26 protein-coding genes are annotated in these 23,681 nt (G+C 65.4%); 10 read left to right on the top strand and 16 right to left on the bottom strand.

Annotated elements, in window-relative coordinates; genetic code table 11:
* Nucleotides 1-2 precede the first annotated feature (2 nt).
* The gene (holA, locus tag ACE3TH_RS05830) at nt 3-1,055 is read left to right on the top strand and encodes a DNA polymerase III subunit delta (RefSeq protein WP_374598255.1); all 1,053 of its coding nucleotides are present in this window, start codon (nt 3-5) and stop codon (nt 1,053-1,055) included.
* A gap of 36 nt (nt 1,056-1,091) precedes the next feature.
* On the opposite strand, the gene ACE3TH_RS05825 is transcribed toward holA, so the two are convergent.
* The 13 genes from ACE3TH_RS05825 to ACE3TH_RS05765 form a co-directional block, all read right to left on the bottom strand.
* Nucleotides 1,092-1,277, bottom strand: coding sequence for a hypothetical protein (locus ACE3TH_RS05825; protein WP_374598253.1), 186 nt, complete (start codon nt 1,275-1,277; stop codon nt 1,092-1,094).
* Between the two features lie 4 nt (nt 1,278-1,281).
* Nucleotides 1,282-1,893 carry a class I SAM-dependent methyltransferase gene (locus ACE3TH_RS05820; protein WP_374598251.1) on the bottom strand — a complete coding sequence of 204 codons (612 nt, stop codon included), beginning with the start codon at nt 1,891-1,893 and terminating at the stop codon, nt 1,282-1,284.
* 1 nt (nt 1,894) lies between these two features.
* Nucleotides 1,895-2,734 carry a ParB/RepB/Spo0J family partition protein gene (locus tag ACE3TH_RS05815; protein WP_374598557.1) on the bottom strand — a complete coding sequence of 280 codons (840 nt, stop codon included), beginning with the start codon at nt 2,732-2,734 and terminating at the stop codon, nt 1,895-1,897.
* 83 nt (nt 2,735-2,817) lie between these two features.
* Nucleotides 2,818-3,630: a ParA family protein gene (locus tag ACE3TH_RS05810; protein WP_374598249.1), complete on the bottom strand. Its 813-nt coding sequence runs from the start codon at nt 3,628-3,630 to the stop codon at nt 2,818-2,820.
* Complete coding sequence (gene rsmG, locus ACE3TH_RS05805) at nt 3,614-4,186, bottom strand: 16S rRNA (guanine(527)-N(7))-methyltransferase RsmG (protein ID WP_374598555.1); 573 nt, start codon at nt 4,184-4,186, stop codon at nt 3,614-3,616. Before rsmG ends, ACE3TH_RS05810 begins: the two co-directional genes overlap by 17 nt.
* A gap of 44 nt (nt 4,187-4,230) precedes the next feature.
* Nucleotides 4,231-6,090, bottom strand: a complete 1,860-nt coding sequence (mnmG, locus tag ACE3TH_RS05800) for a tRNA uridine-5-carboxymethylaminomethyl(34) synthesis enzyme MnmG (protein ID WP_374598247.1) — start codon at nt 6,088-6,090, stop codon at nt 4,231-4,233.
* A gap of 94 nt (nt 6,091-6,184) precedes the next feature.
* Nucleotides 6,185-7,489, bottom strand: coding sequence for a tRNA uridine-5-carboxymethylaminomethyl(34) synthesis GTPase MnmE (mnmE, locus tag ACE3TH_RS05795; RefSeq protein WP_374598553.1), 1,305 nt, complete (start codon nt 7,487-7,489; stop codon nt 6,185-6,187).
* Between the two features lie 136 nt (nt 7,490-7,625).
* On the bottom strand, nt 7,626-7,856 hold the full coding sequence (locus tag ACE3TH_RS05790) for a DUF6489 family protein (RefSeq protein ID WP_292173400.1): 231 nt from the start codon (nt 7,854-7,856) through the stop codon (nt 7,626-7,628).
* Nucleotides 7,857-7,986: 130 nt separating this feature from the next.
* Nucleotides 7,987-9,411 carry a transcription termination factor Rho gene (gene rho, locus ACE3TH_RS05785; RefSeq protein WP_374598245.1) on the bottom strand — a complete coding sequence of 475 codons (1,425 nt, stop codon included), beginning with the start codon at nt 9,409-9,411 and terminating at the stop codon, nt 7,987-7,989.
* A gap of 211 nt (nt 9,412-9,622) precedes the next feature.
* On the bottom strand, nt 9,623-10,102 hold the full coding sequence (locus tag ACE3TH_RS05780; RefSeq protein ID WP_374598243.1) for a CopD family protein: 480 nt from the start codon (nt 10,100-10,102) through the stop codon (nt 9,623-9,625).
* Complete coding sequence (hemH, locus tag ACE3TH_RS05775) at nt 10,102-11,166, bottom strand: ferrochelatase (RefSeq protein WP_374598241.1); 1,065 nt, start codon at nt 11,164-11,166, stop codon at nt 10,102-10,104. Before hemH ends, ACE3TH_RS05780 begins: the two co-directional genes overlap by 1 nt.
* Nucleotides 11,163-12,209: a uroporphyrinogen decarboxylase gene (gene hemE, locus ACE3TH_RS05770; RefSeq protein ID WP_374598239.1), complete on the bottom strand. Its 1,047-nt coding sequence runs from the start codon at nt 12,207-12,209 to the stop codon at nt 11,163-11,165. The genes hemH and hemE overlap by 4 nt, the downstream gene beginning before the upstream one ends.
* An 11-nt stretch (nt 12,210-12,220) precedes the next feature.
* Nucleotides 12,221-12,346 (bottom strand): hypothetical protein, encoded by a 126-nt coding sequence (locus ACE3TH_RS05765; protein ID WP_374598237.1) that lies wholly within the window; start codon nt 12,344-12,346, stop codon nt 12,221-12,223.
* Nucleotides 12,347-12,736: 390 nt separating this feature from the next.
* Between ACE3TH_RS05765 and ACE3TH_RS05760 the strand changes: the two genes are divergently transcribed.
* The 5 genes from ACE3TH_RS05760 to dnaQ are packed head-to-tail and all read left to right on the top strand — an operon-like array spanning nt 12,737 to nt 16,360.
* The gene (locus tag ACE3TH_RS05760) at nt 12,737-13,606 is read left to right on the top strand and encodes a pyruvate, water dikinase regulatory protein (RefSeq protein ID WP_374598235.1); all 870 of its coding nucleotides are present in this window, start codon (nt 12,737-12,739) and stop codon (nt 13,604-13,606) included.
* Nucleotides 13,603-14,205: a nucleoside triphosphate pyrophosphatase gene (locus tag ACE3TH_RS05755; RefSeq protein WP_374598233.1), complete on the top strand. Its 603-nt coding sequence runs from the start codon at nt 13,603-13,605 to the stop codon at nt 14,203-14,205. The genes ACE3TH_RS05760 and ACE3TH_RS05755 overlap by 4 nt, the downstream gene beginning before the upstream one ends.
* Nucleotides 14,202-14,996, top strand: a complete 795-nt coding sequence (locus tag ACE3TH_RS05750) for a shikimate dehydrogenase (protein ID WP_374598231.1) — start codon at nt 14,202-14,204, stop codon at nt 14,994-14,996. Before ACE3TH_RS05755 ends, ACE3TH_RS05750 begins: the two co-directional genes overlap by 4 nt.
* The gene (coaE, locus tag ACE3TH_RS05745; RefSeq protein WP_374598229.1) at nt 14,993-15,634 is read left to right on the top strand and encodes a dephospho-CoA kinase; all 642 of its coding nucleotides are present in this window, start codon (nt 14,993-14,995) and stop codon (nt 15,632-15,634) included. The genes ACE3TH_RS05750 and coaE overlap by 4 nt, the downstream gene beginning before the upstream one ends.
* A 6-nt stretch (nt 15,635-15,640) precedes the next feature.
* Nucleotides 15,641-16,360, top strand: coding sequence for a DNA polymerase III subunit epsilon (gene dnaQ / locus ACE3TH_RS05740; protein ID WP_374598227.1), 720 nt, complete (start codon nt 15,641-15,643; stop codon nt 16,358-16,360).
* Between the two features lie 88 nt (nt 16,361-16,448).
* On the opposite strand, the gene secB is transcribed toward dnaQ, so the two are convergent.
* A complete protein-coding gene (gene secB / locus ACE3TH_RS05735) occupies nt 16,449-16,973 on the bottom strand; it encodes a protein-export chaperone SecB (protein ID WP_374598225.1) in 525 nt (174 codons plus the stop codon).
* A gap of 226 nt (nt 16,974-17,199) precedes the next feature.
* Here secB and timA point away from each other — a divergent pair, with 226 nt between their 5' ends.
* Both timA and ACE3TH_RS05725 read left to right on the top strand, forming a co-directional pair.
* The gene (gene timA, locus ACE3TH_RS05730; protein WP_374598223.1) at nt 17,200-17,841 is read left to right on the top strand and encodes a TIM44-related membrane protein TimA; all 642 of its coding nucleotides are present in this window, start codon (nt 17,200-17,202) and stop codon (nt 17,839-17,841) included.
* A gap of 56 nt (nt 17,842-17,897) precedes the next feature.
* Nucleotides 17,898-18,989, top strand: coding sequence for an MltA domain-containing protein (locus ACE3TH_RS05725; protein ID WP_374598221.1), 1,092 nt, complete (start codon nt 17,898-17,900; stop codon nt 18,987-18,989).
* On the opposite strand, the gene ACE3TH_RS05720 is transcribed toward ACE3TH_RS05725, so the two are convergent.
* Both ACE3TH_RS05720 and ACE3TH_RS05715 read right to left on the bottom strand, forming a co-directional pair.
* A complete protein-coding gene (locus ACE3TH_RS05720; RefSeq protein ID WP_374598219.1) occupies nt 18,958-19,605 on the bottom strand; it encodes a rhomboid family intramembrane serine protease in 648 nt (215 codons plus the stop codon). The genes ACE3TH_RS05725 and ACE3TH_RS05720 overlap by 32 nt on opposite strands.
* A 71-nt stretch (nt 19,606-19,676) precedes the next feature.
* Nucleotides 19,677-21,266, bottom strand: coding sequence for a helicase HerA-like domain-containing protein (locus ACE3TH_RS05715; protein WP_374598217.1), 1,590 nt, complete (start codon nt 21,264-21,266; stop codon nt 19,677-19,679).
* Nucleotides 21,267-21,364: 98 nt separating this feature from the next.
* Here ACE3TH_RS05715 and ACE3TH_RS05710 point away from each other — a divergent pair, with 98 nt between their 5' ends.
* Together ACE3TH_RS05710 and ACE3TH_RS05705 are read left to right on the top strand one after the other, a co-directional pair.
* Nucleotides 21,365-22,486, top strand: coding sequence for an AI-2E family transporter (locus tag ACE3TH_RS05710; RefSeq protein WP_374598215.1), 1,122 nt, complete (start codon nt 21,365-21,367; stop codon nt 22,484-22,486).
* A 350-nt stretch (nt 22,487-22,836) separates the two neighbouring features.
* A complete protein-coding gene (locus ACE3TH_RS05705; protein ID WP_374598213.1) occupies nt 22,837-23,679 on the top strand; it encodes an outer membrane protein in 843 nt (280 codons plus the stop codon).
* Nucleotides 23,680-23,681 lie beyond the last annotated feature (2 nt).

Here is a 23,681-nt window from a genome sequence, read left to right as displayed (position 1 = left end):
CCGTGATCCTGGCCAAACGGCCCGAGGTCGATCGCTTTCTGAAGTCGCCTGACAAGGCCGTCCGCGCCGCCGTCATCCACGGCAAGGACCGGTCAGGCGTAGCCGAACGCGCCGAGACTCTGTGCAAGGCCATCACGCCGGATCTGAACGATCCGTTTAACGTCACCCTGCTGACAGACAGCGACATCGACGGCGACGAGGCGCGACTGGAAGAGGCCCTGACCGCCTTGAGCATGATCGGTGGGCGCCGCCTGGTTCGCGTACGTCTGGGCGGTGAAAAGGCGTCGATCGACAAGATGCTAGCGGCGACCCTCAAGACCCACGCGGACGGCGGCTACAATCCCGAGGCCATGTTGGTCGTCGAGGCCGGGGCTCTGGGCCGCGACTCGGCCCTGCGCAAGGCGGCGGAGGCCTCCAATGGAGCCGTCGGCATCGCCTGCTATGAGGACGAGACCGGCGACGTGGCCCGCATGACGCGCGAGGCCCTGGCGGCGGACAAGGTCGGCTTGACTGGCGATGCGCTGGACCGGTTCGTCTCGCGGCTGCCCCGCGAGCGCGGCCTGATGCGCCAGGAGATCGAGCGACTGGCCCTCTACATTGGTCCGGGCTCTGGCCGCACCATCGATGTCGAAGAGCTTGAGACGCATCTGGGCGTCGAGCCCGATGCCTCGCTCCAGGATGCGGCCCTTCAGGCCTTCGGCGGACGCCCTGCCCCGGCCCAGGCTGGTCTACGACGCGCCTTTGCCGAGGGTGAATCGCCGGTCATGGCTGTCCGCCAGGCCTCAATTCATCTGGCCAAGCTGCGCCGCATCAATGTGCTGCAATCCAATGGTGCAGGATCGAAAGAAGCGGCCAAGGCGGCGGGCGTCTTCTGGAAACAGGAGACCGAAATGCTGCGTCAGGCCCGCAGCTGGCGGCCGGAAGATCTCGACCGCGTGCTGGACAGCGTCAATGCCGCCGACGTCGCCACCAAGACCACCGGCTCGCCCGACCAGTTGATCGCCGAGCGTCTGATTCTGGAGATTTCCGCCCGCGCGAGGCGACTGGGTCTCTGACGCTAGGCCCAACGCGCCTCGCGCGACCCGAGGCCCCTAGCCTCGCTTGGACGCCTTGCGGAACGCAGGCTTGTTCGCCGCCGCATTCTGCTGGGCGACTTTCTTCTCCGCATGCTGGCCGGGCTTGAAGCCGCCGGTCGAGGGCGTGACACTCCCTGCCCTCTTGGCTGCGAGGGCCTTCTTCATCGCTTCGGCGGTCGGGTTCGAGGGCTTTTCGGTCATGCACTCAGTCTGACACGCGTCGTCGTGTCAGCCAAACAGTCGCGCCACAGCAGTCCGGGTCGCTGGTGCGATGCTTGAGAAGCTCGAAACCGGTGCGTGTCAGATGATCTCGGTAAGCGTCGGGAGACAGGCTGCCATGGTAGAGGGGTTCGCCACGCCATTCACCGACGTGTTCGCCCGCCTGGGATGAGCTTGTGAACATCAGGACGCCGCCCGGCTTCAGATGGCTTCGATAGACAGCGAACATCCCGTTCTGATCTTCAGGTGTCAGATGGATCGCGCTGTGCCAGACGACCAGTCCATCGAATTCCTGCGCCAGATCGAGGCCTCGCATATCCGCCACGATCCACGACTGATCCTCAAAGCGTTCGCGGCACAGGGCGATCAGACCCGGCGAGGCATCCACGCCGGTCACTGAACGACCGCTCTGGATCAGATAGCGCGCGATCGGTTGCCCCGACCCGCAGCCCAGATCCAGAATGCTGCCACTTAAGGGCACGTGCGCAAGAAAGGCATCAAGCCAGGCTCTCTCGAACAAGGTCTTGGTGCGGTCGGCGTCGAAATCAGACGCGCGACGGCTGTAAAGATCGACGACCCCATCCGCCGCCAATGTCATTTCACAGACGCATCAAACGGCGACACAGGTCGTCCAACTGCTCCAGCGAGCCGTAGCGCAGGGTCAGCTCGCCCTTGCCGCCCCTGTCGGCCAGGCTGACCTTCAGGCCCAAGGCGTCGGCCAAGTCCTGTTCCAGCGCCGCGATGTCGGCATTGCCGGTCATGTCGATTTCGCCGGGACGGGTCTTCTTCGGCTTGGGACCTTCAGCGGCGCGGCGGGCCAAGGCTTCGGCCTGACGGACATTCAGTCCATCCCGAACGATCTGCTCGGCCAGTGCCCCGGGATTGGGTGCCGTGATCAAGGCTCTAGCGTGGCCTGCGCTCATCTGGCCGCTGCGGACATACTGCAGGACGTCGTCGGGCAGTTGCAGCAGGCGCAGGGTGTTGGCCACATGGCTGCGGCTCTTCCCGACAACGCCGGCGACCGCGTCCTGGGTGCGGCCGAAGCGCTGCATCAGTTGGGTATAGGCATCGGCCTCTTCCAGCGGGTTCAGATCGGCGCGCTGAACGTTCTCGATGATGGCAACCTCGAAGACCTCGACGTCGTCCATTTCGCGCACCACGATCGGGACCTGGGTCAGTCGGGCCATTTGCGAGGCACGCCAGCGGCGTTCACCGGCGATGATCTGCCAGACGCCATCCTCGCCGGGTTGCGACCGCACCAGAATGGGTTGGAGAACGCCCTTGTCGCGGATCGAAACCGAAAGTTCCTCCAGATCGCCGGCATCGAAGACCTTGCGGGGCTGGTCCGGATTGGGCTTCAGACTTTCGATCGGGGCCATCTGAACACCGGTCGGCACCGGCGAGCCATCGACGGGGGCTTCCGTGACCTGTTCGCCCAGAAGGGCCGAAAGGCCCCGGCCCAGACCCCGCTGGGTCGCACGTTTGGCGTCGCTCAAGATGCTGATTCCGTTCTGTTTTAAGGTCAGGCCGCCATCAGGCGGCGCTTGCGTTCGCGGGACACGACTTCACGGGCGAGGCGCAAATAGGCCTGGCTACCCGCGCATTTCAGGTCGTAGATCAGGGCCGGCTTACCGAAGGATGGCGCCTCGGCCACGCGCACATTGCGCGGGATGATGGCGTCATAGACCTTGTCGCCGAAATGCGCCCTCACATCGTTGGCGACCTGGCCCGACAGGGCGCTGCGACGATCGTACATAGTCAGGACCAGTCCCTGGATGTCCAGCGACGGATTCAGGCTCTGACGCACCATGTCGATGGTCTTCATCAACTGGGTCAGCCCCTCCAGCGCAAAGAATTCGCACTGCAGCGGCACCAGAACCGCATCGGCGGCGGCCATGGCATTCAGCGTCAGCAGGTTGAGTGACGGTGGGCAGTCGATCAGGACATAGTCATACTTCGTATGGCCATCAGCACCCTGCCCCGCCAACGCATCTTTTAGTCGGAACGACCGACGGTCCGCCTGGCTGAGTTCGATCTCGACACCCGACATGTCCGCATCGGCTGGAATGATCCAGAGGCCCGGCACGGTCGTCTGTACTGCGGCGTCATCGACGGATCGCCTCTCCACCACGACGTCATAGATGGTGACGCGTCGTGTTTCACGTGGAACACCCAGACCCGTGGAGGCATTGCCTTGAGGGTCCATGTCGACGATCAGCACCTTTTCCCCGATCGCGGCCAGGGCAGTGCCGAGGTTGATGGCCGTCGTCGTCTTGCCCACCCCGCCCTTCTGGTTGGAGACAGCCAGAACGCGGGTCTTACCAGGTTTTGACACGGCGCAGGCTCCGGACGGATACGATACGGCCACGCGGATCACTGCGTGAAACGGAGAGTTCACTCTGAAATTGCCAGACCTTACGGGCCTCGGCTAGCTCCGTCTCGGCCTTTTCCCCCTTCAGGAACAGACCCGTAGCACCGCGCTGTAGATAAGGCTGTGCATAGCCCAGAAGCTTTTCCATCGGCGCTACGGCTCGAGCGGTTACGACGTCGACGGTGACAGCATTGTCCTCTGCCCGACCGTTGATCACTGTGGCCCGCAGCGACAGCCCGTGAATCACTTCCTGAAGAAAGCGGCAGCGCTTGCCCAGGCTGTCGATCAGCCAGACGTGACTCCGGGGTTGCGCCTTCAGCATGATGGCCAGAACCACGCCCGGAAAGCCCGCGCCCGCTCCAAGATCCGCCCACGTCTGCGCGTTGGGGGCGTGGCCAAGCAACTGCGCCGAATCCCAAATATGCCGGTTCCAGATGTCCGGCAAAGTATCGGGTCCGATGAGGTTCATCACCGCATTGGCCTCGGTCAGGCGGGCGATGAACCGTTCGAGATCACCCATCTGGGCCGGAGTGGCTTGGGTGAGCGCCTGAAACTCTGCCGGGGTCAAGCCGCCACCCGACGCTTCACGTGCGACAGCAGGGCTGTCAGCGCCCCCGGCGTCATCCCTTCGATCCGGCCAGCCTGGCCAAGAGTACGGGGCTGAACGAGCGACAGCTTCTCCCGGGCCTCATTGGACAGGCCGCCTATCGCCGCGTAATCGAGGTCTACGGGAAGGGCGAGCGCCTCTTCCCGTCGCAGCGCCTCGGCGTCGGCGGCTTGGCGATCCAGATAGGTGGCATAGCCGGCGTCTATTTCGACCTGGTCGCGAACCGCTTTCGACCAGGTTGCGATTTGCGGATAGGCGACCTCAAAAGCCGACAGCGTCACGCCGGGATAGGCAAGAAGATCGCGCATGGTCCGGCGCTGACCGTCAGCGTTGACGGGGATGCCGAGCGCGACGGCCTCCTTCGGCGTAAAGCGTGTTTCACGTGAAACAATAGCCGCTTCGGTGAGTTCGGCAGCCTTGATTTCAAATGCCCCCCGCCGCGCCGCACCGACGATGCCTGCCTGAATGGCCAGAGGTGTCAGGCGCTGGTCGGCATTGTCGGCGCGGAGGGTCAGGCGATACTCGGCCCGGCTGGTGAACATGCGATAGGGCTCCGTCACGCCGCGCGTCACCAGGTCGTCGATCATCACGCCGATATAGGCTTGGTCACGGCCAAGGATGACAGGGTCGGAACCGGAGGCGGCACGCGCCGCATTCAGTCCGGCGATCAATCCTTGCGCCCCCGCTTCTTCGTAGCCGGTCGTGCCGTTGATCTGGCCCGCCAGATAGAGGCCCGGCCGCTTCTTGACCTCCAGCGCAGGGGTCAATTCACGCGGATCGACGTAGTCGTATTCGATGGCGTAGCCGAAGCGGAACACTTCGACCGTTTCCAGCCCCGGAATGGTGCGGAGGAAGGCAGACTGGGTCGCGTCAGACACGGAAGTCGAGATGCCGTTGGGATAGACAGTCGGGTCATCCAGACCCTCTGGTTCCAGAAAAATCTGGTGTGAAGTCTTGTCGGCAAACCGAACGACCTTGTCCTCGATCGACGGGCAGTAGCGCGGTCCGCGACCGGACAGATGGCCGCCATAGACGGCGCTCTCGCCCAAGTTTTCGGCAATGATCCGGTGGGTTTCGGCATTGGTATGGGTTATGCCGCAGGCGATCTGAGGGACGTCAATCCGGTCGGTCAGGAAGCTGAACGGCACGGGCTCGTCATCGGCGGCCTGCATCTCCAGCCGGTCCCAAGCGATGGTGCGTCCGTCCAGACGCGCTGGCGTGCCTGTCTTCAACCGGCCCATCATCAGGCCTGCGCCATAGAGATCTGCCGCCATCCCGGTCGATGGGGCTTCGCCGTGACGGCCGGCGGGGATACGCTGATCGCCTTTGTGGATCACGCCGTTCAGGAAGGTGCCGGTCGTCAGCACAACGGCGGGAGCGCGAAGTTCCAGCCCCTCGCCTGTCATCACCCCTATGACGCGGGCACCATCGATGATCAGCGCTTCGGCGGTCCCGGCCATCAAGGTCAGATTGGGCGTCTCGGCCAATTCGGCCTGCATGGCCTCGCGGTAGAGGCGGCGGTCGATCTGGCTGCGCGGCCCCTGGACTGCAGCTCCCTTGGAGCGGTTCAACAATCGAAACTGGATGCCCGCACGGTCGCCCAGGCGGCCCATCAGGCCATCCATGGCGTCGATCTCGCGGACGAGATGACCTTTGCCCAGACCCCCGATGGCGGGGTTGCAGCTCATCTCCCCGATGGTTTCGAGCTTCTGGGTCAGCAGAAGCGTGGCGGCCCCGGCGCGAGCAGACGCCGCAGCAGCCTCGCATCCCGCGTGGCCACCGCCGATAACAATGACGTCGAGACGGGTGGAGTTCATGGGTGGGGACATAGGACAGAAGGGCTCGTAAAGCCAGATGGCGCAGGGTGATGCCGGTAAAGTCGTACCGTGTTTCACGTGAAACAGACCGGCGTTACTTGCCGATGCAGAAGGTGGAAAAGACCTCGCCGAGTACATCCTCGACCCCGATCGCGCCCGTGACGCGGGACAGTGCGTCGGCGGCGCGCCGCAAGTCGTCCCCCGACATTTCCGGCGCCACATCCAGCGCACGCCGGCCAGCTTCAACCGCTGCAAGGGCCTCGGCCAGACGCAATCGGTGACGCTCACGCGTCACGGCAGGAAAATCGGCCCCCGATAGATCGTCCTGCAGCCGGGCGGCGAGCCAATCGTGAAGGGACTGGAGCCCTTCGCCGGTTTTGGTGCTGACGCTGACCGAAGACGCGTTCGCATGCGGTATCGGCCCCAGGTCTGCCTTGGTGAGGACGGTCAGATCACTGGGCTTGACGAATGTCGCCGCGACGCCCTCGGGATCACCCGGCGCTCGCACCCACAGACGCAGGTCAGCTGCCTCTGCCCGCGCCCGCGCCCGCCGGACGCCCTCGGCCTCGATGGGATCATCGCTCTCTCGCAGACCGGCGGTGTCGGACAAGGTCACCGCATAGCCACCGATGACCAGTTCAGCATCAAGGACATCGCGGGTCGTGCCGGCGATCGGCGTAACGATCGCCGCCTCGCGCGCGGCCAGGGCGTTGAACAGCGACGACTTACCCGCATTGGTCTCCCCGATCAGAACGATGCGGTAGCCGTCGCGGACCCGTTGTCCGCGCCGGGCATCGGCCAGAGCCGTCTTCAGATCGGCGATCAGGGCGTCCAGCACCGGACCGGCTGTTTGGGCCAGATTGTCGGGTACCTCTTCATCCGGAAAGTCGATCTCCGCCTCGACCAGAGACAGGGCCTTTAACAGGTCGCGGCGAAAGCCGGCATAGGTCTGGGACAGGGCCCCGTCCAGTTGACCCAGGGCTTGAGCCGCCTGGGCCGTGGTCTCGGCATCGATCAGGTCGGCCACCGCCTCGGCCTGGGCCAGGTCCATGCGGCCGTTCTCGAAGGCGCGGCGGGTGAACTCACCGGGCTCGGCCGGGCTCAGGCCGAGCGCGATCAGGGTGGCGCTGACCGCCTCGACCACAGCTCGTCCGCCGTGAAGATGTAGCTCTGCGCAGTCCTCGCCGGTGTAAGATTTGGGGCCGGGAAAGCGCAGGACGAGGGCTTGGTCTAGGACAGCGTCATCGTGGCGAAGGGTTCGCAGACTGGCCACGCGTGGGGTCAGGTCCCCGGCTCCGAGCGCGGCCAAGGCGTTATCGGTGCCGGGCCCGGACAGACGCAGAATGGCGATGGCCCCGCGACCGGGTGGAGTGGCGAGAGCAAAGATGGTGCGGGATATAGTCAAAGTCTCCTTCCCCATCGGGGGAGGACGACCGCGAAGCGGTGGCGGGGGCCAACCTCAGACGCCTTGAGGGGCTTCCCCCTCCACCATCCTTCGGATGGTCCCCCTCCCCCGATGGGGGATGAATGATGGCTCACCCTTTCGGCACCGCCGCTTCCATCAGTTTGCGGAACTGGTCCTGGGCCTGAAGGCCAAAGCTGGTCCAGGTTTTCATCAGCTCTTCGGGCTGCATGGCGGTGATGTTCTCGTCCATGCGGCGCTGCATCTCGGCGACCAGATGATCGTTTAGCGGCGCGACGTCGGGCAAACCCAGAAAGGCGCGCGCTTCCGCCGGGGTGCAGTCCACCTCTACCGTGACCTTCATGGCTCCGCTCCATCCGTTTCACGTGAAACATGGCATACTCTTTTTCCTAACGCCTGACGCGCGGCGTCAGGCTACTTGAGGAAACTGCCCTCAAGCAGCCTCGCATCGCGTGCGAGGCGCTAGGGCAACATCATGTATTCATGGACTGGAAGAAGTCCGCGTTGTTCTTGGACTGGCGCAACTTGTCGAGCAGGAACTCGATCGCGTCCTGCGGACCCATGGGGTTCAGGATGCGGCGCAGGACATAGGTCTTGGCCAGCTGATCCTTGGGCGTGATCAGCTCTTCTTTGCGGGTGCCGGACTTAAGGACGTCGATGGCGGGGAAGATGCGCTTGTCGGCGACCTTGCGGTCCAGAACGATTTCCGAGTTGCCGGTACCCTTGAACTCTTCGAAGATCACCTCGTCCATCCGCGAGCCGGTGTCGATAAGGGCCGTCGCGATGATGGTCAGAGACCCGCCCTGCTCCACGTTGCGTGCGGCACCGAAGAAGCGCTTGGGCCGCTGCAGCGCATTGGCGTCGACACCACCGGTCAGCACCTTGCCCGACGACGGAACGGTCGCGTTATAGGCCCGGCCCAGGCGCGTGACCGAGTCCAGCAGGATGACGACGTCACGTTTGTGCTCGACCAGACGCTTGGCCTTTTCGATCACCATCTCGGCGACGGCAACGTGGCGGCTGGCGGGCTCGTCGAAGGTGGAGGCCACGACCTCGCCCTTCACCGTGCGCTGCATGTCGGTGACTTCTTCCGGTCGTTCGTCGATCAAGAGGACGATCAGGAAGACCTCGGGGTGATTGCGCTCGATCGACTTGGCGATGTTCTGCAGCATGACTGTCTTGCCGACCCGCGGCGGGGCGACGATCAAGCAGCGCTGGCCCTTGCCCAGGGGAGCGACGATGTCGATGACCCGGCCCGAGCGATCCTTCAGGGTCGGATCCTGGATTTCCATGATCAGACGCTCGTCGGGATAGAGCGGCGTCAGGTTGTCGAACAGCACTTTGGTCGAGACCATTTCCGGGTCTGCGAAGTTGATGGTGTCGACCTTCAGCAGGGCGAAATAGCGCTCGCCTTCACGCGGGCCACGAACGGCTCCATGCACCGTGTCGCCGTTACGCAGGCCAAAGCGGCGGATCTGCGACGGCGAAACATAGACATCGTCCGGCCCCGGAAGATAATTCACGTCCGGGCTACGCAGGAAGCCGAAGCCGTCGGGCAGGATTTCCAGCACACCCGAGGCGATGATCTCCACCTCGTCATCGGCCAGGGTCTTCAGGATGGCGAACAGCAGGTCCTGCTTGCGCAGATTGCCGGCGTTCTCGATCTCCAGGCCTTCGGCGAAGGCGACCAGGTCGGCGGGCGTCTTGTCGTTCAGTTCCTGGAGCGTGATCCGGCCGTTGGGCACGCTGGATTCACCGCCCTCTTCATCCTCGTCCTCGGCCGCCTCCTGATCGACCATGGGCAGATCGGCAGCAGCGGGTGCGCCGTGCTCGACCTCGGTCGCAGCGTCGTCGACGGAGGTGTTGGCTTCGGTGGGAGTGTCGGTCTGGTCGGTCATGATAGGGCCATCAGCGTCATCGCCACCGGACAGGGTGTCGGGCGGGCGGGAAAATCTGGAAATGTCGGACCCGAGGGTCAGGGGAGCACGACGAGCTCCCGCGGTCGAACCGGCGGGCGTCGCAAAGAGAGAGAGGGACCGCCCCAAGCCGGAGGACGGTTCGCGGCCAGCGAAACCACGCCACGCCGCTCAGGTCAAGCGTCGCCGCGTTTCAGAACACCCACTGCGTCGTCACCGACAACACCATCACGATGGCCAGCAAAAAAGGAATCTCGTTCGTCATGCGCCAGAAGCGGCCGGTGCGGGTCGAGGTTCCGGCCTGAATGCGTTTGAACTGACCCGCCAGATAGCCGTGCCAGCCGCTGAGCAGGACCACGCCTAACAGCTTGGTCGCCATCCAAGGCTGCGCCAGGAAGCTCCAGCCCTGACCGAACTGAACGACATGAATCTCGATCATCCAGACGCCGAAGATCCACGACGCGATCATGGCCGGGTTGAGGATGATCTTGAGCAGGCGGCGCTGCCACGGACGCAGCAAGGCCCGCATCTCGGACCGCAGCAGCTCGGGCTTGTCTGACTGTTCGGCGTCATAGGCATAGAGGCGCGGCAGGAACAGCAGACCCGCCATCCAGGCGATCACAGCCAGGATATGCAGCCCACGGACGATCTCGAAGACGGAGGCGACGTCCATCACGCCGCCTTGCGCTGGCACTGATAGGGACAGGCCTTCCAGCGCCCCTGGCAGCCCGGCCCATGCGGGGCCACGCCCTGTCGTGGCAGGGCCTCGATCACGGCATCGGCCAGGGTGTCGATGAACAGGGCCGATACGCCCACCGCCGGCGTCCGCAGATAGGGCGAGACGCCCAGCTCGTGCGCCAGCTCGCCGTATTCAATGTCCAGTTCGACCAGGGTCTCGATATGTTCGGAGACAAAGGCGACGGGCACGACGATCGCCCCCACCCCATCCTGGGCGGCCTGTTTGATGGCATCCGGCGTCGCAGGGCCCAGCCATTTCATCGGTCCGACCCGGCTCTGATAGCACAGGGTCCAGGCATCCGGGGCCAGCCCTGCGGCGGCGGCGATGGCGGCACAGGTCGCCTCGACCTGTTCCTGATAGGGATCGCCCTTTTTCGTCACCAGCATTTCGGGGATGCCGTGCGCCGAGAACAGCACCCGCACGGCGGCGTCACCGGCCTCGGCCAGTTTCTGGCGTACAGCTTCGGCCTGGGCCTGGATCCAGCCGGTCCCTTGCGGATAGCAGCAGACGGTGCGGCTCTGGCCCGATCCCGCATAGACCTCGTACCAGCGCTTCAGAGAGGACTCAGTCGTCGTCGTCGAAAACTGCGGATAAAGCGGCAGCAGGACGATTTCGTCGGGAGCGAAGACGGCGACATCGGCCGCAGTCTGCTCAGTCAGAGGATGCCAATAGCGCATGGCGATGAAGGCCCGCACCTCATCACCCGGCAGACGGTCGGCCAGGACGACACGCAGCTCTTCGGCCTGACGCCGCGTCTCGGGCAGCAGGGGCGAACCGCCGCCCATCAGCGCATAGTTGGCCTGGGCGCTGGTTTCTCGCCGGCTGGAAATCAGCCGGGCCAATGGCGTGCGGAACAGTCCGGGCAATCCAATGATGGCCGGATCGTTGAACAGGTTGAAGAGGAACGGCTTGACCGAGGCCTGATCGTCCGGCCCGCCCAGGTTGAATAGGACAATGGCGATACGCCGTCCGGTGTGTGTTGGGCTGGCGTCCGTCATTGAGCCCCGATCCGGCGCAAAACCTGTTCGACGTGGGCGACCGGGACATCCGGCATGATTCCGTGACCCAGGTTGAATATCCACGGCCCTTCGCCCCAGGCGGCCATCAGCTGGTCGACGCGGCGATCCAGTGCCTCGCCTCCAGCCCTCAGCAACAGGGGATCAAGCGCGCCCTGAATAGGCTTGATGGTCTGAACCCGCTTGCCAATCTCCAGAGGGCAAGCCGTATCCAGCGCCACGGCCTGAACATTGACCTCGGCGGCGTAGCGTTCGGCGTGGGCGGCGGACCCGCGCGGGAAGCCGATCAGCGGCACGGTAACCCCAAGTTCGCGCACCCGCCGAACCAAAGACTGATGCGGGCGCAAAACCAGGCGCTCGAACAGATCGTCCGGCAGGCCCTCGGCCCAGCTCTCGAAGATCTTCAGAACCTGGGCCCCGGCATCGGCCTGCATCTTCAGATAGTGGGCCGTGGCCTCGACCACGACCTCCAGGGTACCGTCGACGCGGGCCGGGTCCTCGTAGGCATATCTACGCGCCGTCGCCCGCTCGCCCTTGCCGATCGTATTGTGATGGCCGTCCAGCATATAGGTCGCAACGGTCCAGGGCGCGCCCGCAAAACCGATCAGGGCCCGTTCCGGCTCCAGCTCGGCCCGGACCAGGGACAGGGTCTGACCGACCTGATGCAGATAGCGCCCTGCACCCTCGGCCTTTTCACGCATATGACCGACCGTCGGCATTTCGCCCAGCCGCGGTCCCTCACCGGTCTCGAACCAGACGTCCTGGCCGAGGGCCTGGGGGATCAAGAGGATGTCGGCAAAGACGATGGCCGCGTCAAAGCCCAGGCGCTTCATCGGCTGCAGCGTCGCCTCGGCCGCCATCTGCGGGTTCAGGCAGAAGGCGATGAAGTCGGGAGCCTGTGCCCGCAGAGCCCGGTATTCCGGCAGGTAGCGCCCGGCCTGACGCATGAACCAGACCGGAGGCCTATCGGTCGTTTCTCCCGCCAGGACGCGGAGCAACAGGGGCGTGTCAGGGTGCGTGGTCATCGGATTGGGGCTTAGCCTTCGGCCTCGTCCCGCTCAAGCCCGCCCATGTCGCACCCTTCTTCCTTCTCAATAAAAGAATCAAAGATTGAATTGAGGAGGAAGGTAGGGCCGGGGACAGCGGGGATAATCTTCAGCATCGCTGCCCTTCCGGAGCGTTTGTCCCAAGGATGTCATGTCCCGATGGCCGACGTGCGGACAGGCTGGGGGAAGCGGGGATAAGTTCTAACGAGACCTTAACGGGCGGGCTCCAGAGGCTATCTGGTCGTCGCCGCGTCTGGGGGCCGTTAAGACCTTGTTAATGAAGTCCACAATCCATCGGGGGACAGGACGAGACTTCTGGACAGAAGCGCTCCGATCGCCGGCAGAGGTCCACCCCCGTCCCCGCTCGCCGCAGGAAGTTGCGGGCGCTATAGGGATGGGACACCGGTCGCCCCGCTTTGGCGCCCCGGCTCGTCCACAGGAGTCCGCGTCATCTTGAGCGATCATCCCCATCTGCAGTCGCCAGCCTGTTTCAAAGGCGAGCAGGCATGAATGCGGCCCGCACCGCCGGCCGGTCGCGCCTGGCGACCTATTTCCATGTGCATCTGGTCTCGGATTCGACTGGCGAGACCCTGAACGCGATGGCCAAAGCGGTGGTGGCGCGGTTCGATGGCGTCATTCCGATCGAGCACATCTATGCCCTGGTGCGCTCGGACCGGCAGATGGAGCGCGTGCTGGCCGAGATCGCCTCGGCCCCCGGCGTGGTTCTCCACACCCTGGTGGACCGCGAGCTGCGTGATCAGCTGGAGGAAGGGTGCCGGTTGCTGGACATGCCCCAGATCGCCGCGCTGGATCCGCTGGTCGGGGCCCTGTCCCGCTATCTGGGTGCGGCCCTGTCGACGCGGGTCGGGGCGCAGCACGCGCTGGACACCGACTATTTCAACCGCATCTCGGCCCTGGATTTCGCCATGGCCCATGACGATGGTCAGGGCACGACGGAACAGCTGGAAGGCGCCGATGTGGTCCTGTGCGGAGTATCGCGCACGTCCAAGACCCCGACCTGCATCTATCTGGCGCACCGGGGCATCCGCGCGGCCAATGTGCCGCTGGTGCCCAATCAGGAGGATGGAGAGCGGTTGGTCGGGCTGAAGAATCCATTGGTCATAGGGCTGACCGTGTCGCCCGACCGGCTGGTGCAGATCCGGCGCAACCGGATCGACGGGCTGAATGCGTCCCACACCAGCGCCTATACGGATCAGGAGGCTGTACGTGACGAGACCGTCAAGGCGCGCCGGGCCTTCGAGCGTCGCGGCTGGCCCGTCATCGACGTGACCCGGCGGTCGGTCGAGGAAACGGCGGCAGCCATCATCAACGTCTTGAATGAGCGCCGCACCCAGCGCGCGGGAGCCAGCTGGTGATCCAGAACAGCGAACGCCTGATCCTGGCTTCCAAAAGCGCCGCCCGGCGCGCCATGCTGGAGGGGGCGGCGGTGCCCTTCACCGTCCACGTCGCGGATGTAGACGAGGACGCGATCAAGGCGCGGCTGGCCGATCACGACGCCGCCGACCTGGCCGTCGAGCTGGCGCGGGCCAAGGCCCTTGCGGTGTCGCGGCATCATGAGGACGCCTGGGTGCTAGGGGCGGACCAGACCCTGGCCTTCGACGGCGGTCTGGTCTCCAAGGCGAAGTCGCTGGAGGCGGCGCGGGCGCGGTTGATGCAGATGTGTGGCCGGTCGCATCAGTTGCATTCCGGCGCGGCCCTGGCTCGTAACGGCCAGATCGTATGGTCGGGCGCGGATACGGCGACCCTGACGATGCGCGAGTTTTCCGACGGCTTTCTGGAAAGTTATCTGCAGACGGAAGGCGAGGGCCTGCTGTCCTGCGTCGGCTCCTATCGGCTGGAGGGTATGGGGTCGCAGCTGTTCGAGCGAGTCGAGGGCGACTATTTCACCGTCTTGGGCCTGCCACTGTGGCCTGTGCTCGCGGAATTGAGGCGGGCCGGAGTCCTGGTCGCATGATCCCGGCCGGGGTCGCGGGCTGGCCCATCGCCCATTCGCTCAGTCCACTGATCCATTCGACCTGGATTGAGGGGGCCGGGCTGGAGGCGAGCTATGAGGCTTTCGGACCAGAGGACGAGGCGGCTTTCAGGTCTCTGGTCGTACAGGGTCGCGACGGTCGTCTGGCAGGTCTGAACGTCACAGCGCCCTACAAGGCCCTGGCCCTGAGTTTGGCCGACGAAGCCACCCCTACGGCCAAAGCCTGCGGGTCCGCCAACCTTCTGGTTTTTCGTGAGGGGCGTGCATTCGCCGACAGCACCGATGGGTTGGGCTTTATGCAGGCCCTGGCGGAACAGGCACCCGATCTCGATGTCGCCGGACGCCCCGTCGTCATTCTGGGGGCGGGCGGGGCGACACGGGCAGCAGCGGTGGCCCTGAAGTCGGCGGAGGCCGAGGTCGGGCTGTTGAACAGGACGCGGGCGAGAGCCGAGGCGCTGGCCGACGAACTGGGTGTGTCGGTGGTCGAGCCGGAAGCTCTGGAGAACGCCGTCCTGATCGTGAATGCCCTCTCGGTTCAGCCGGACCTGGATGTCGCCCGGTTCGCCGATGATGCGGTTCTGATGGACATGACGTACCGTCCGCTGACGACGCCATTCCTGGCGGCCGGTCGTGCGCGGAGCCTGCGCAAAGTCGACGGTCTGGCCATGCTGATCGGCCAGGCGCGGCCCTCGTTCGAGGCGATCTTTGGCGTGCCGGTGCCGCCGGTGGATATCCGTCGGGTGGTTCTGGACGCCTTGGGGGAGACGGCATGATCGTGCTCGGCCTGACCGGCTCCATCGGCATGGGGAAATCCACGACGGCCCGGATGTTCGCCGACGCAGGAGCGATCGTCTGGAACGCGGATGACGCTGTGCATGCGCTCTATGCCATAGGCGGGGCGGCGGTGGGGCCGGTCGGCGCGGCTTTCCCCGGCGTGGTCGTCGATGGGGCCATCGATCGTACCCGCCTGGCCGAGGCCCTGGGGCGGGACGATCAGGCGTTCAGGCGACTGGAGCAAATCGTGCATCCACTCGTGGCGAGGGGCCGGACCGACGATTTGGTGGAGGCGGAACGACGCGGGGTGAGACTGGCGGTTCTGGATATCCCCCTGCTGTTCGAGACAGGAGGCGACGCCGCCGTGGATGCCGTGGTTGTGGTGACTGCGGATGCGGACACCCAGGCTGCCCGTGTTCTGGCCCGTCCTGGCATGACCCGCGAGCGGTTCGACGCCATCCTGGAACGCCAGATGCCCGATGCGGAGAAGCGCCGCCAGGCCGATTTCATCGTCGATACCGGCCACGGGCTGGAGGCCGCGCGAGTTCAGGTCGCCGAAATCGTGGGGACGGTTCTGTCGCCGGGGTGGACACCGCCGCGCGGGACTCTTTCGCCCGCAGACGAAGCGCCCCATTAAGACGCCATGTCACGCGAAATCGTTCTCGATACGGAAACCACCGGCTTTGATCCGCGCACCGGCGATCGGCTGGTCGAGGTCGGCTGTATCGAAATCCAGGATCTGCTGCCGACAGGCCGGACGTTTCATCGCTTTGTGAATCCGGAGCGGCTGATCCCCGCCGGAGCGATCGCTGTTCACGGCATCACAGACGAACAGGTCAAGGATGCCCCCAAGTTCCGGGACATCGTGCGCGACCTGATGGATTTCATCGGCGATGCGCCGGTGATCGCCCACAACGCCGCCTTCGACCGCAGCTTCATCGATCACGAATGCGGCCTGTGCAGCCATCCCCTGCTGGACGCCGACCGCTGGATCGACACCCTGAAACTGGCCCAGAGCCGGTTTCCGGGCATGCCCAACTCGCTGGATGCCCTTTGCAAGCGCTACAAGATCAGCCTGGTCGACCGTACCCTGCACGGGGCCTTGATCGATGCGCGTCTGCTGGCCGAAGTCTATCTGGAACTGCGCGGCGGCAAGGAGCGCAGCCTGGACCTGTCGTCCGCCAAGGCCGTGGCCGCCGCCGTCGCCGCCGACCGGGCCCAGGGCTATGCACCGCGTCCGCGCCCGCTGGCTGCCCGCTCGACCGAGGACGAACGTGCGCTCCATATCGCCTTCCTCAAGACGACACTGAAGGACCACTCATTGTGGGCGGGATATGGAGTGGAGGTCGGGTCGAGGGATTAGGGACTAGGGATTAGGGAAGAGGGATGGAACAGGGCGCGGTTGCTGCTGCCTTTTCCGATCGTCCCTGATCCCTCGTCCCTCGAACCTCTTAAGCCTGGCCGCTATCGACCGGACCGCGCGCGATCTGCTGCTGGCGCGCGACATAGATGCCGGCGAAGTCGATCGGGTCCAGCATGAAGGGCGGGTAGAAGCCGCCGTCCGAGGTCGCGCCGGCGATGATCTCGCGAGCGAACGGGAACAGATAGCGCGGGCATTCGATCAGCAGCATCGGCTCGATGTCCTGCTCGGCCACGCCGGACAGGGCGAACAGGCCGCCATAGACCAGCTCGACCGCAAAGACGGTCATGGTGTCGGTGGTCGCCTTGACGGTCAGACGCAGCTCGACCTCGAACAGGCCGTCGGGGCGGCCCTGGGCATTCATCTCTACACCCAGGTCGATGGCGGGCTTGCCCTCGATACGCAGGCTGTCGGGAGCGCGCGGGTTCTCGAAGGACAGGTCCTTGGCGTACTGGGCGACGATGCGGAAACCGGGGCCGGTGGGCTGGCCTTCGGTGGGCGCACCGTTCTGGCTTTCGGTCGGCGTGTCAGTCGGGGCGGGCGTTACGTCGGTCATCGTGAGGCGCGATCTGTCTGAAAGGTGGGGCGACGCCGGCGGGCGTCCAAGAGGCGCGGCGACTAACACGGGGGGGCGAACACGGCAATCTGGAGCATGGGCGCGACGGTTTCCTGAAGCGCCAGGGTGCCGCACGGCGTGGCGTTCGCCTTGCGTCGCCCCATATCAGTCCCTAATCCTCATCAATCGTGCCGCCCGTCAGAGGGCGAAAGCCCAAGGAATACCTGTGCCGGCCCAGATCCAGATCGTCATCTACGCCGCCATCGCCGCCGTCGTCCTGTTCATGCTCTATAATGTGCTGGGCAAGAAGGTCGGTCGCCAGCCCGAGGAGGACGCCCGCGCCAAACCGCCGGTGCCGGCCGGAGTCGGTGCTGTGCCCGAGCCGGCGAATGCTGCTCGCCCGAACGTGCTGGATGCCGTGACCCTGGCGTCGATCGCGGGGTTGAAGGCGCGTGATCCGAACTTTGACCCGACCCGTTTTCTGGACGGCGCGCGTCAGGCGCATGAGACCATCGTGCGCGCCTATGCCGAGGGTGACCGCGAGACGCTGAAGCCCCTCCTGTCGCCGGTGGTGATGGAAAGCTTCGAGGCCGGGATCGCGGCACGCGAGGCGCGGGGCGAGCGCGAGACAGTCGAGTTCCTGCATCCCGCCCGTGCCGATCTGGAACTGGCCACGGTCAATGAGAACCGCGCCATCACCAAGGTCCGGTTCCTGGCCGAGCTACGCAACCGCATCAAATCCGCCGACGAGGCCGCCGAAGAGCAGGTCGAGGAGCGCCGCGTGGCCGAACTGTGGACCTTCGAGCGGACCCTGGGGGCCAGCGATCCGAACTGGGTTCTGGCCCGCACCGAATCCGCCTCGGCATGATGTTTGGTCGCCCCGCGCGCAAGTCGCGGGGTCAAATACGGGCAGGACTGGTCTTTATGGCCACGCTTGTTCTGGCCGCCTGCTCTAGCGGGCCGATGGTGCCGGTCACGTCCCAGCCCGTCTTTCCGCCGCCTGCCGGTCCGGTCTCGCCGCCACCGACGCCCGACGCGTCGCCCCCCGCCGACGGCCCGGCCAGTCTGGCGGGGTGGGCCTATGAGGATCATCTGGCGGCCTTCAACGCCTGGACCGACGGATGCAGCGTCGCCCGCGATGCCGCCGCTCGTGCACAGTGTGATCGGGCCATGCAGATCCGCCAGACATCGCGCCCGGTCACGCCGTCGATGGCGCGGGCCTTCTTCGAGACCGGCTTCGTCGTCGTACCAGCGCGGACTGACGACGGTGAGCCCGGCCTGCTGACCGCCTATTTCGCGCCGGAGTATCAGGCGCGGCGACGGCCCGATGCGACCTTCGACGCCCCCGTCCTGGCTCGTCCTGCCGGGTGGTCACGCGGCCAGACCCTGCCCGACCGCGCCGCCATCGAGGCCGCGCCGCAGGCGGTGTCGGGACAGGCCCCGCTGGCCTGGATGCGGGCCGAGGATTTGTTCTTCATGCAGATCCAGGGCTCGGGCTATCTGACGTTCGAGGATGGGTCCAAGGCGAGGGCCTCCTACGCCGCCGACAACGGCCGCACCTTCGTCGGCATCGCCCGCCCGATGGCCCAGCAGGGTCTGTTGCCCGCCAACGGAACCTCCGGCGAGGCGATCCGTGCCTGGCTGGCGGCGCATCGGGGACCTGAGGCGCGGCGCGTCATGGCCCTGAACCCCCGCTACATCTTCTTTGCCATGGCCGACGACGACGGCGGCGACCCGAATGGCGCAGCGGGTGTGCCTCTGCCCGCGCATCGGGCCATCGCCGTCGATCCGGCCCACTGGCGTTATGGCGACGTGGTCTGGATCAGCGCCGACGGCGGCAATCTGGCTGGAGCCCGCGCCAGCTATCAGGGACTGGTCATGGCGCTGGACACCGGCTCCGCCATCCGCGGCCCCGTCCGCGCCGACCTCTACATGGGCCGAGGCGAGGCGGCGGGCGAAGAGGCGGGGGCCGTACGCCATCCCCTCAGGATGTGGCGGCTGGTGCCTCGACCGTAGTCGTCTCGGCTGGCGTGATCAGCCAAGGTGCAGCGAGGAGACCGAATAGAAATCCTCCGAGATGAGCTTCCCAAGCCAATCCGCCAGCCTTTCCTTCAAGTCGAACGAGCAGGAACAAAGCTCCGAAAAGCACAAGGTTGCTGATGGCAAATTCTCGAATTCCGCCAAGCACGTTTCTGGAGCGGAGAGATTTGACGAAGCGTGTTTCGGTATCGCAACGGACCGCCAAGCCCCAGAGGCCACAGATAGCCCCGGAAGCGCCAACCATTGGTAAGCCATCCGAGGGATGCAGAAGGATATAGGCGAGTGCGCTCGCGCCAGCGGACCCGGCGAGCACCAGCCCATACCGCGCCCAACCAACCAGACTGAAGCCGAGAAACGGGCGCAGGTAGACGGTCAAGCCGATCAGCGCGCTACAGTTCATTAATAGATGCCAGGGGCTAGCGTGCGCAACCGCGTGCGTCAGCACTGTTATCCATCGACCATCGGATAATGCTTGTCGCGACAGGCCCCAAGCCAAGGGGCCGCCTGTTTGCCACTCGGCCAATCCGGCAATCACCAACAGCGCAATAAGGATAAAAGCCGGCAAGGCACCTTGCCGTATGTCGTCAGCCAAGGCTTTGAGCCAAGACAGACGGCCTAGTCGGTCACTTGAGACCTTCTGAAGAGTTGTCAGCTGCGGCTCACTCACCGCCGCTTCAGTCCGCCCAGCAGACCGCGCAGCAGTTCTCTCGTGATCGTGCTGCCGGCCGTCCGCAGCACAGATTTTGTCGCGGCCTCGATAGGCGTTTCGCGGGTGGAGCGGCGGGCGGGGGCGCGGGCTTGCGTTCGCGCGCGGGCAGCGTCGCGTTCGTACTGGGCCTGCTGGCGAGCCTGTTCCTTCAGACGGGCGGCCTCGGCCTTGTCGGCTTCCTTGGCGGCGGCTGCATCGGCCTTGGCCTGGGCTTCGGCCAGCTTGGCTTCGGCCAGCGACTTGTCGGCCTCACCCCGGCGGGCGGCCAGGACTTCCTCGGCGGATTCGCGGTCGATGGGGGTGTCATAGGCTCCACGCACGGGGCTGGCGGCCATGACCGCGGCGCGCTCGGCGTCGGTGGCAGGGCCCAGGCGGCTGTCGGGCGGGCGGATGGCGGTGCGGGCGACGATGCGGGGGGCGCCCCTTTCGTCCAGGGTCGAGACCAGGGCCTCGCCGACACCCAGACCCTGAATGGCCTCGGCGGTGTCGAAGGCGGCGTTGACGCGGAAACTCTGCGACGCGGCCTTCAGCCCCTTCTGCTCTGCAGGCGTATAGGCGCGCAGGGCATGCTGGATGCGGTTGCCCAGCTGGGCCAGGACGCTGTCAGGGATGTCGGCCGGGTTCTGGGTCACGAAATAGACGCCGACGCCCTTGGAGCGGATCAGGCGCACCACCTGCTCGACCTTCTGGCGCAGGGCGTCCGGCGCGTCAGTGAACAGCAGATGGGCCTCGTCGAAGAAGAAGACCAGGCGTGGCTTGTCCGGATCGCCCACCTCCGGCAGCTGTTCGAACAGCTCCGACAGCAGCCACAGCAGAAACGCCGCATACAGGCGCGGGCTGTTCATCAGGCGGGTGGCGTCCAGAACATTGACCTGGCCCCGGCCGTCCAGGCTGGTGCGCAGCATGTCCTCCAGCCTCAGCGCCGGTTCGCCGAAGAAGGCGGCCCCGCCCTCCTGTTCCAGCTGCAGGATCGCCCGCTGGATGGCGGCGATGGAGACGGGCGCGACATTGCCGACCTCGCGTCCGATGCGCTCGGCATTCTCTCCGACATGGGCCAGCATGGCGCGCAGGTCGTCGAGGTCGAGCAGCAGCAGCCCCTCCTTGTCCGCGACATGGAAGACCACCGACAGCACGCCCTCCTGCACCTCCGACAGGTTCAGCATGCGGGCCAGCATAACCGGGCCGATCTCGCTGACCGTCGTGCGGATCGGATGCCCCTTCTGGCCATACAGATCCCAGAAGACGACGGGGGCGGCCTTGGGCGTCAGCGTCAGCCCCATGCCGGCGGCGCGGGCCAGCAGCTTCTCATTGGGCGAGCCGGACATGCAGATGCCGGACAGGTCGCCCTTCACATCCGCGCAGAAGACGGGAACCCCGGCGTCGGAAAACCCCTGGGCCATGATCTGGAGCGTCACCGTCTTGCCCGTGCCGGTCGCGCCGGCCACCACGCCGTGCCGGTTGGCCCGGCCCAACAGCAGGGTCTGGGCAAGCTTGTCGTCGTCCAACGACTGGCCGAGGAAAAGGCTGGGGGCGGCTTCGGTCATGGGAACTCCGAACGGGGGTTGCGCACTTCATCGTCTACCGGCGGGCCACAAGGTTCAAGGCCGTTGACGACGTCTGTCCGGACCTTGACCATATGCCCATGAAACTGCCCATCACCTTTCCGACCTCGGCCGTGTCGCGCAATGCCCTGGTGGTCATCGCCGTGGTGGCCGTGGGGGCCGCGCTGTACTGGCTGAGGGGCATACTGACTCCTTTGGCCATGGCCATCTTCCTGATGATCATGATCGACGGGGTGAAGCGGTTCATCGACAAGCGCACCCCTCTATCCAGCCGCTGGGCGGGCATCGCAGCCCTGGCGCTGGTGACCGTCGGCTTCTTCATCTCCATCGCCATCATTGTCGATGGAGCGGCGGGGTTCTTCGGCCAGGCCAGTGGCGTCTCGGCCAGCATCGGCCCGCGTCTAGACCAGATCCTTCGGGACGTCTGGTCGCTGGCGGGCGCAAACGAGCCGCCGACCGCGACCGATCTGATCGCCCAGCTGGACGTACGATCCTATCTGACCCAGGCCGCCATCCAGGCGCAGGGTGTCGCCTCGGGAGCCTTCTTCGTTCTGGTTTACCTCGGCTTTCTGTTGGCCGCCCAGAAGGGATTTGGTCGCAAGATGGCTGGCCTGTTCCCAAAGCGCTCCGACCGGGCCGAGGCGCTGGAGGTGTTTAACCGTATCCGGGGGGGGGTCGAAGGTTATCTCTGGGTCCAGACGGTGACCGGCGCTCTGATCTGTCTGGTGGCCTGGATCCTGATGCGGGCCGTGGGCCTTCAGAACGCGGAGTTCTGGACGTTCGTCATCTTCGTCGTCGGCTTTATTCCGGTCCTGGGCGGGGCCGTTGCCGGTCTGGTGCCGCCGCTGTTCGCCCTGGTGCAGTTCCAGAGCTACTGGCCCGCGCTGATCCTGCTGGTCGGGCTACAAACGATATTGTTCGTGAGCGGAAATCTGATCCAGCCACGCATGCAGGGCGACAACCAGAACATCGACCCGATCGTGGTGCTGCTGGCGCTCGCCTTCTGGGGCCAGTTGTGGGGCGTGACCGGGATGTTCCTCTCCACGCCGCTCGCCGTCATGGCCATGGCGATCCTGGCCGAGTTCAAGGGCTCGCGCTGGATGGCCATCCTTTTGTCGGGCGACGGGGCTCCCTATGCCCATGAAGGCGAGGAAAAGTCCGTGGCTCGCACCCGGCGTCAGGCGGCGGTCAGCGAGGCCTGACCCCGCGTCAACCTGCCGCGCCTGATGGTCTTTTGCGGGCCAGTTCTGCCCTTGATTGGCCACAACCGCCGCCTATCTCCCACCTGTCGCCGCGGCCCACCCTCCCCCCGAAGCCGCGGCGTTAGAGATCGGTCCCTCCCCTCCCCCCTCCCGGGACCGGTCCGACAGACCGCCGGACTCACGTTCGGCGGTCTAGTCGTATCTGGGACCCCGCTCATGCTTTGTGCGACCGCTAAGACACACTGTGACGTCTGTCTGCGTCCCGCGGGAACGCCAGCAAAATCATTGCATTCAGTGCCTCGGAAGGGGGCTTCCCCGGCGTTCGCGCCCCAGATTTGGATGTGTTTGTAATGATCAAGACCCTGTTCATGGCCTCGACGGCCCTGCTGATGACCGGCGTTGCCGCGCCCGCCCTGGCCCAGTCCGCACCGGACTGGAGCGGACCCTATGTCGGCATCTACGGCGGATGGGCCGAAAACAAGAGCGAGGACGACCAGCGTCTGGTGTTTGACCGCGACTTCGACGGCCAGTTCGACGACACGGTCGTGCTGAACGGCACGACCAACGACGCCTTCAGCCCTGGCTATTGCGAAGGTCGCGCTAGGACACAGGCTGCTCCCGGTGGATGTAATGATCGGTCGGGAGGCGTTCAGGCCGGTCTGCTGGCGGGATACGACATGCAGTTCGGCAATTTTGTCGTGGGCGCTGTCGCCGACGTCAGCGCTTTGGACAGCCAGCGTAGCGTGACGGGGTTCAGCACCACCCCGGCCAACTACGTCTTTACCCAAGAAATCCAGGAAATGGCCGCTATTCGCGCCCGTCTTGGCTATGCAGCCGGCCCGGCTTTGATCTACGCCACGGGCGGTGCGGCCTATGCCAATGTGGAAAACCGCTTCTCGACGACCAACACGGCCAACAGCTTCGTCGAGCAATCGAACGACGACAACATGGACGGTTGGCAGGCAGGTGCCGGTCTGGAATGGCGCCTGGCCCCCAACCTGTCGGTGACTGGCGAGTATCTGTATACCTCGCTGGACGGTGACGGTCAGGTGGTTCGCGCCGGGAACAGCGGCACGACGCCGGGGACCAATCCGTTCATCCTGGCCCCGAACACGGTCGGCACGGATATCGGCACCAACTTCGATTCCTACGACACCCATGCCTTCCGCATCGGCATGAACGTCCGCTTCTAGGG

Source organism: Brevundimonas sp. (genome assembly GCF_041919755.1).
In the GTDB taxonomy this organism is placed as follows: domain Bacteria; phylum Pseudomonadota; class Alphaproteobacteria; order Caulobacterales; family Caulobacteraceae; genus Brevundimonas.
The sequence above is the reverse complement of the archived record's forward strand: the minus strand, read 5'-3'. Positions and strand labels throughout refer to the sequence as shown.

What these genes read in the sequence shown, in the direction of transcription:
- ACE3TH_RS05825 (WP_374598253.1), bottom strand. Translation starts at nt 1,277, where the DNA reads ATGACCGAAAAGCCCTCGAACCCGACCGCCGAAGCGATGAAGAAGGCC.
- ACE3TH_RS05820 (WP_374598251.1), bottom strand. Translation starts at nt 1,893, where the DNA reads ATGACATTGGCGGCGGATGGGGTCGTCGATCTTTACAGCCGTCGCGCG.
- rsmG (WP_374598555.1), bottom strand. Translation starts at nt 4,186, where the DNA reads ATGGGTGATCTCGAACGGTTCATCGCCCGCCTGACCGAGGCCAATGCG.
- mnmG (WP_374598247.1), bottom strand. Translation starts at nt 6,090, where the DNA reads ATGAACTCCACCCGTCTCGACGTCATTGTTATCGGCGGTGGCCACGCG.
- ACE3TH_RS05790 (WP_292173400.1), bottom strand. Translation starts at nt 7,856, where the DNA reads ATGAAGGTCACGGTAGAGGTGGACTGCACCCCGGCGGAAGCGCGCGCC.
- rho (WP_374598245.1), bottom strand. Translation starts at nt 9,411, where the DNA reads ATGACCGACCAGACCGACACTCCCACCGAAGCCAACACCTCCGTCGAC.
- ACE3TH_RS05780 (WP_374598243.1), bottom strand. Translation starts at nt 10,102, where the DNA reads ATGGACGTCGCCTCCGTCTTCGAGATCGTCCGTGGGCTGCATATCCTG.
- hemH (WP_374598241.1), bottom strand. Translation starts at nt 11,166, where the DNA reads ATGACGGACGCCAGCCCAACACACACCGGACGGCGTATCGCCATTGTC.
- hemE (WP_374598239.1), bottom strand. Translation starts at nt 12,209, where the DNA reads ATGACCACGCACCCTGACACGCCCCTGTTGCTCCGCGTCCTGGCGGGA.
- ACE3TH_RS05765 (WP_374598237.1), bottom strand. Translation starts at nt 12,346, where the DNA reads ATGCTGAAGATTATCCCCGCTGTCCCCGGCCCTACCTTCCTCCTCAAT.
- ACE3TH_RS05760 (WP_374598235.1), top strand. Translation starts at nt 12,737, where the DNA reads ATGAATGCGGCCCGCACCGCCGGCCGGTCGCGCCTGGCGACCTATTTC.
- ACE3TH_RS05750 (WP_374598231.1), top strand. Translation starts at nt 14,202, where the DNA reads ATGATCCCGGCCGGGGTCGCGGGCTGGCCCATCGCCCATTCGCTCAGT.
- coaE (WP_374598229.1), top strand. Translation starts at nt 14,993, where the DNA reads ATGATCGTGCTCGGCCTGACCGGCTCCATCGGCATGGGGAAATCCACG.
- dnaQ (WP_374598227.1), top strand. Translation starts at nt 15,641, where the DNA reads ATGTCACGCGAAATCGTTCTCGATACGGAAACCACCGGCTTTGATCCG.
- secB (WP_374598225.1), bottom strand. Translation starts at nt 16,973, where the DNA reads ATGACCGACGTAACGCCCGCCCCGACTGACACGCCGACCGAAAGCCAG.
- ACE3TH_RS05725 (WP_374598221.1), top strand. Translation starts at nt 17,898, where the DNA reads ATGGCCACGCTTGTTCTGGCCGCCTGCTCTAGCGGGCCGATGGTGCCG.
- ACE3TH_RS05715 (WP_374598217.1), bottom strand. Translation starts at nt 21,266, where the DNA reads ATGACCGAAGCCGCCCCCAGCCTTTTCCTCGGCCAGTCGTTGGACGAC.
- ACE3TH_RS05710 (WP_374598215.1), top strand. Translation starts at nt 21,365, where the DNA reads ATGAAACTGCCCATCACCTTTCCGACCTCGGCCGTGTCGCGCAATGCC.
- ACE3TH_RS05705 (WP_374598213.1), top strand. Translation starts at nt 22,837, where the DNA reads ATGATCAAGACCCTGTTCATGGCCTCGACGGCCCTGCTGATGACCGGC.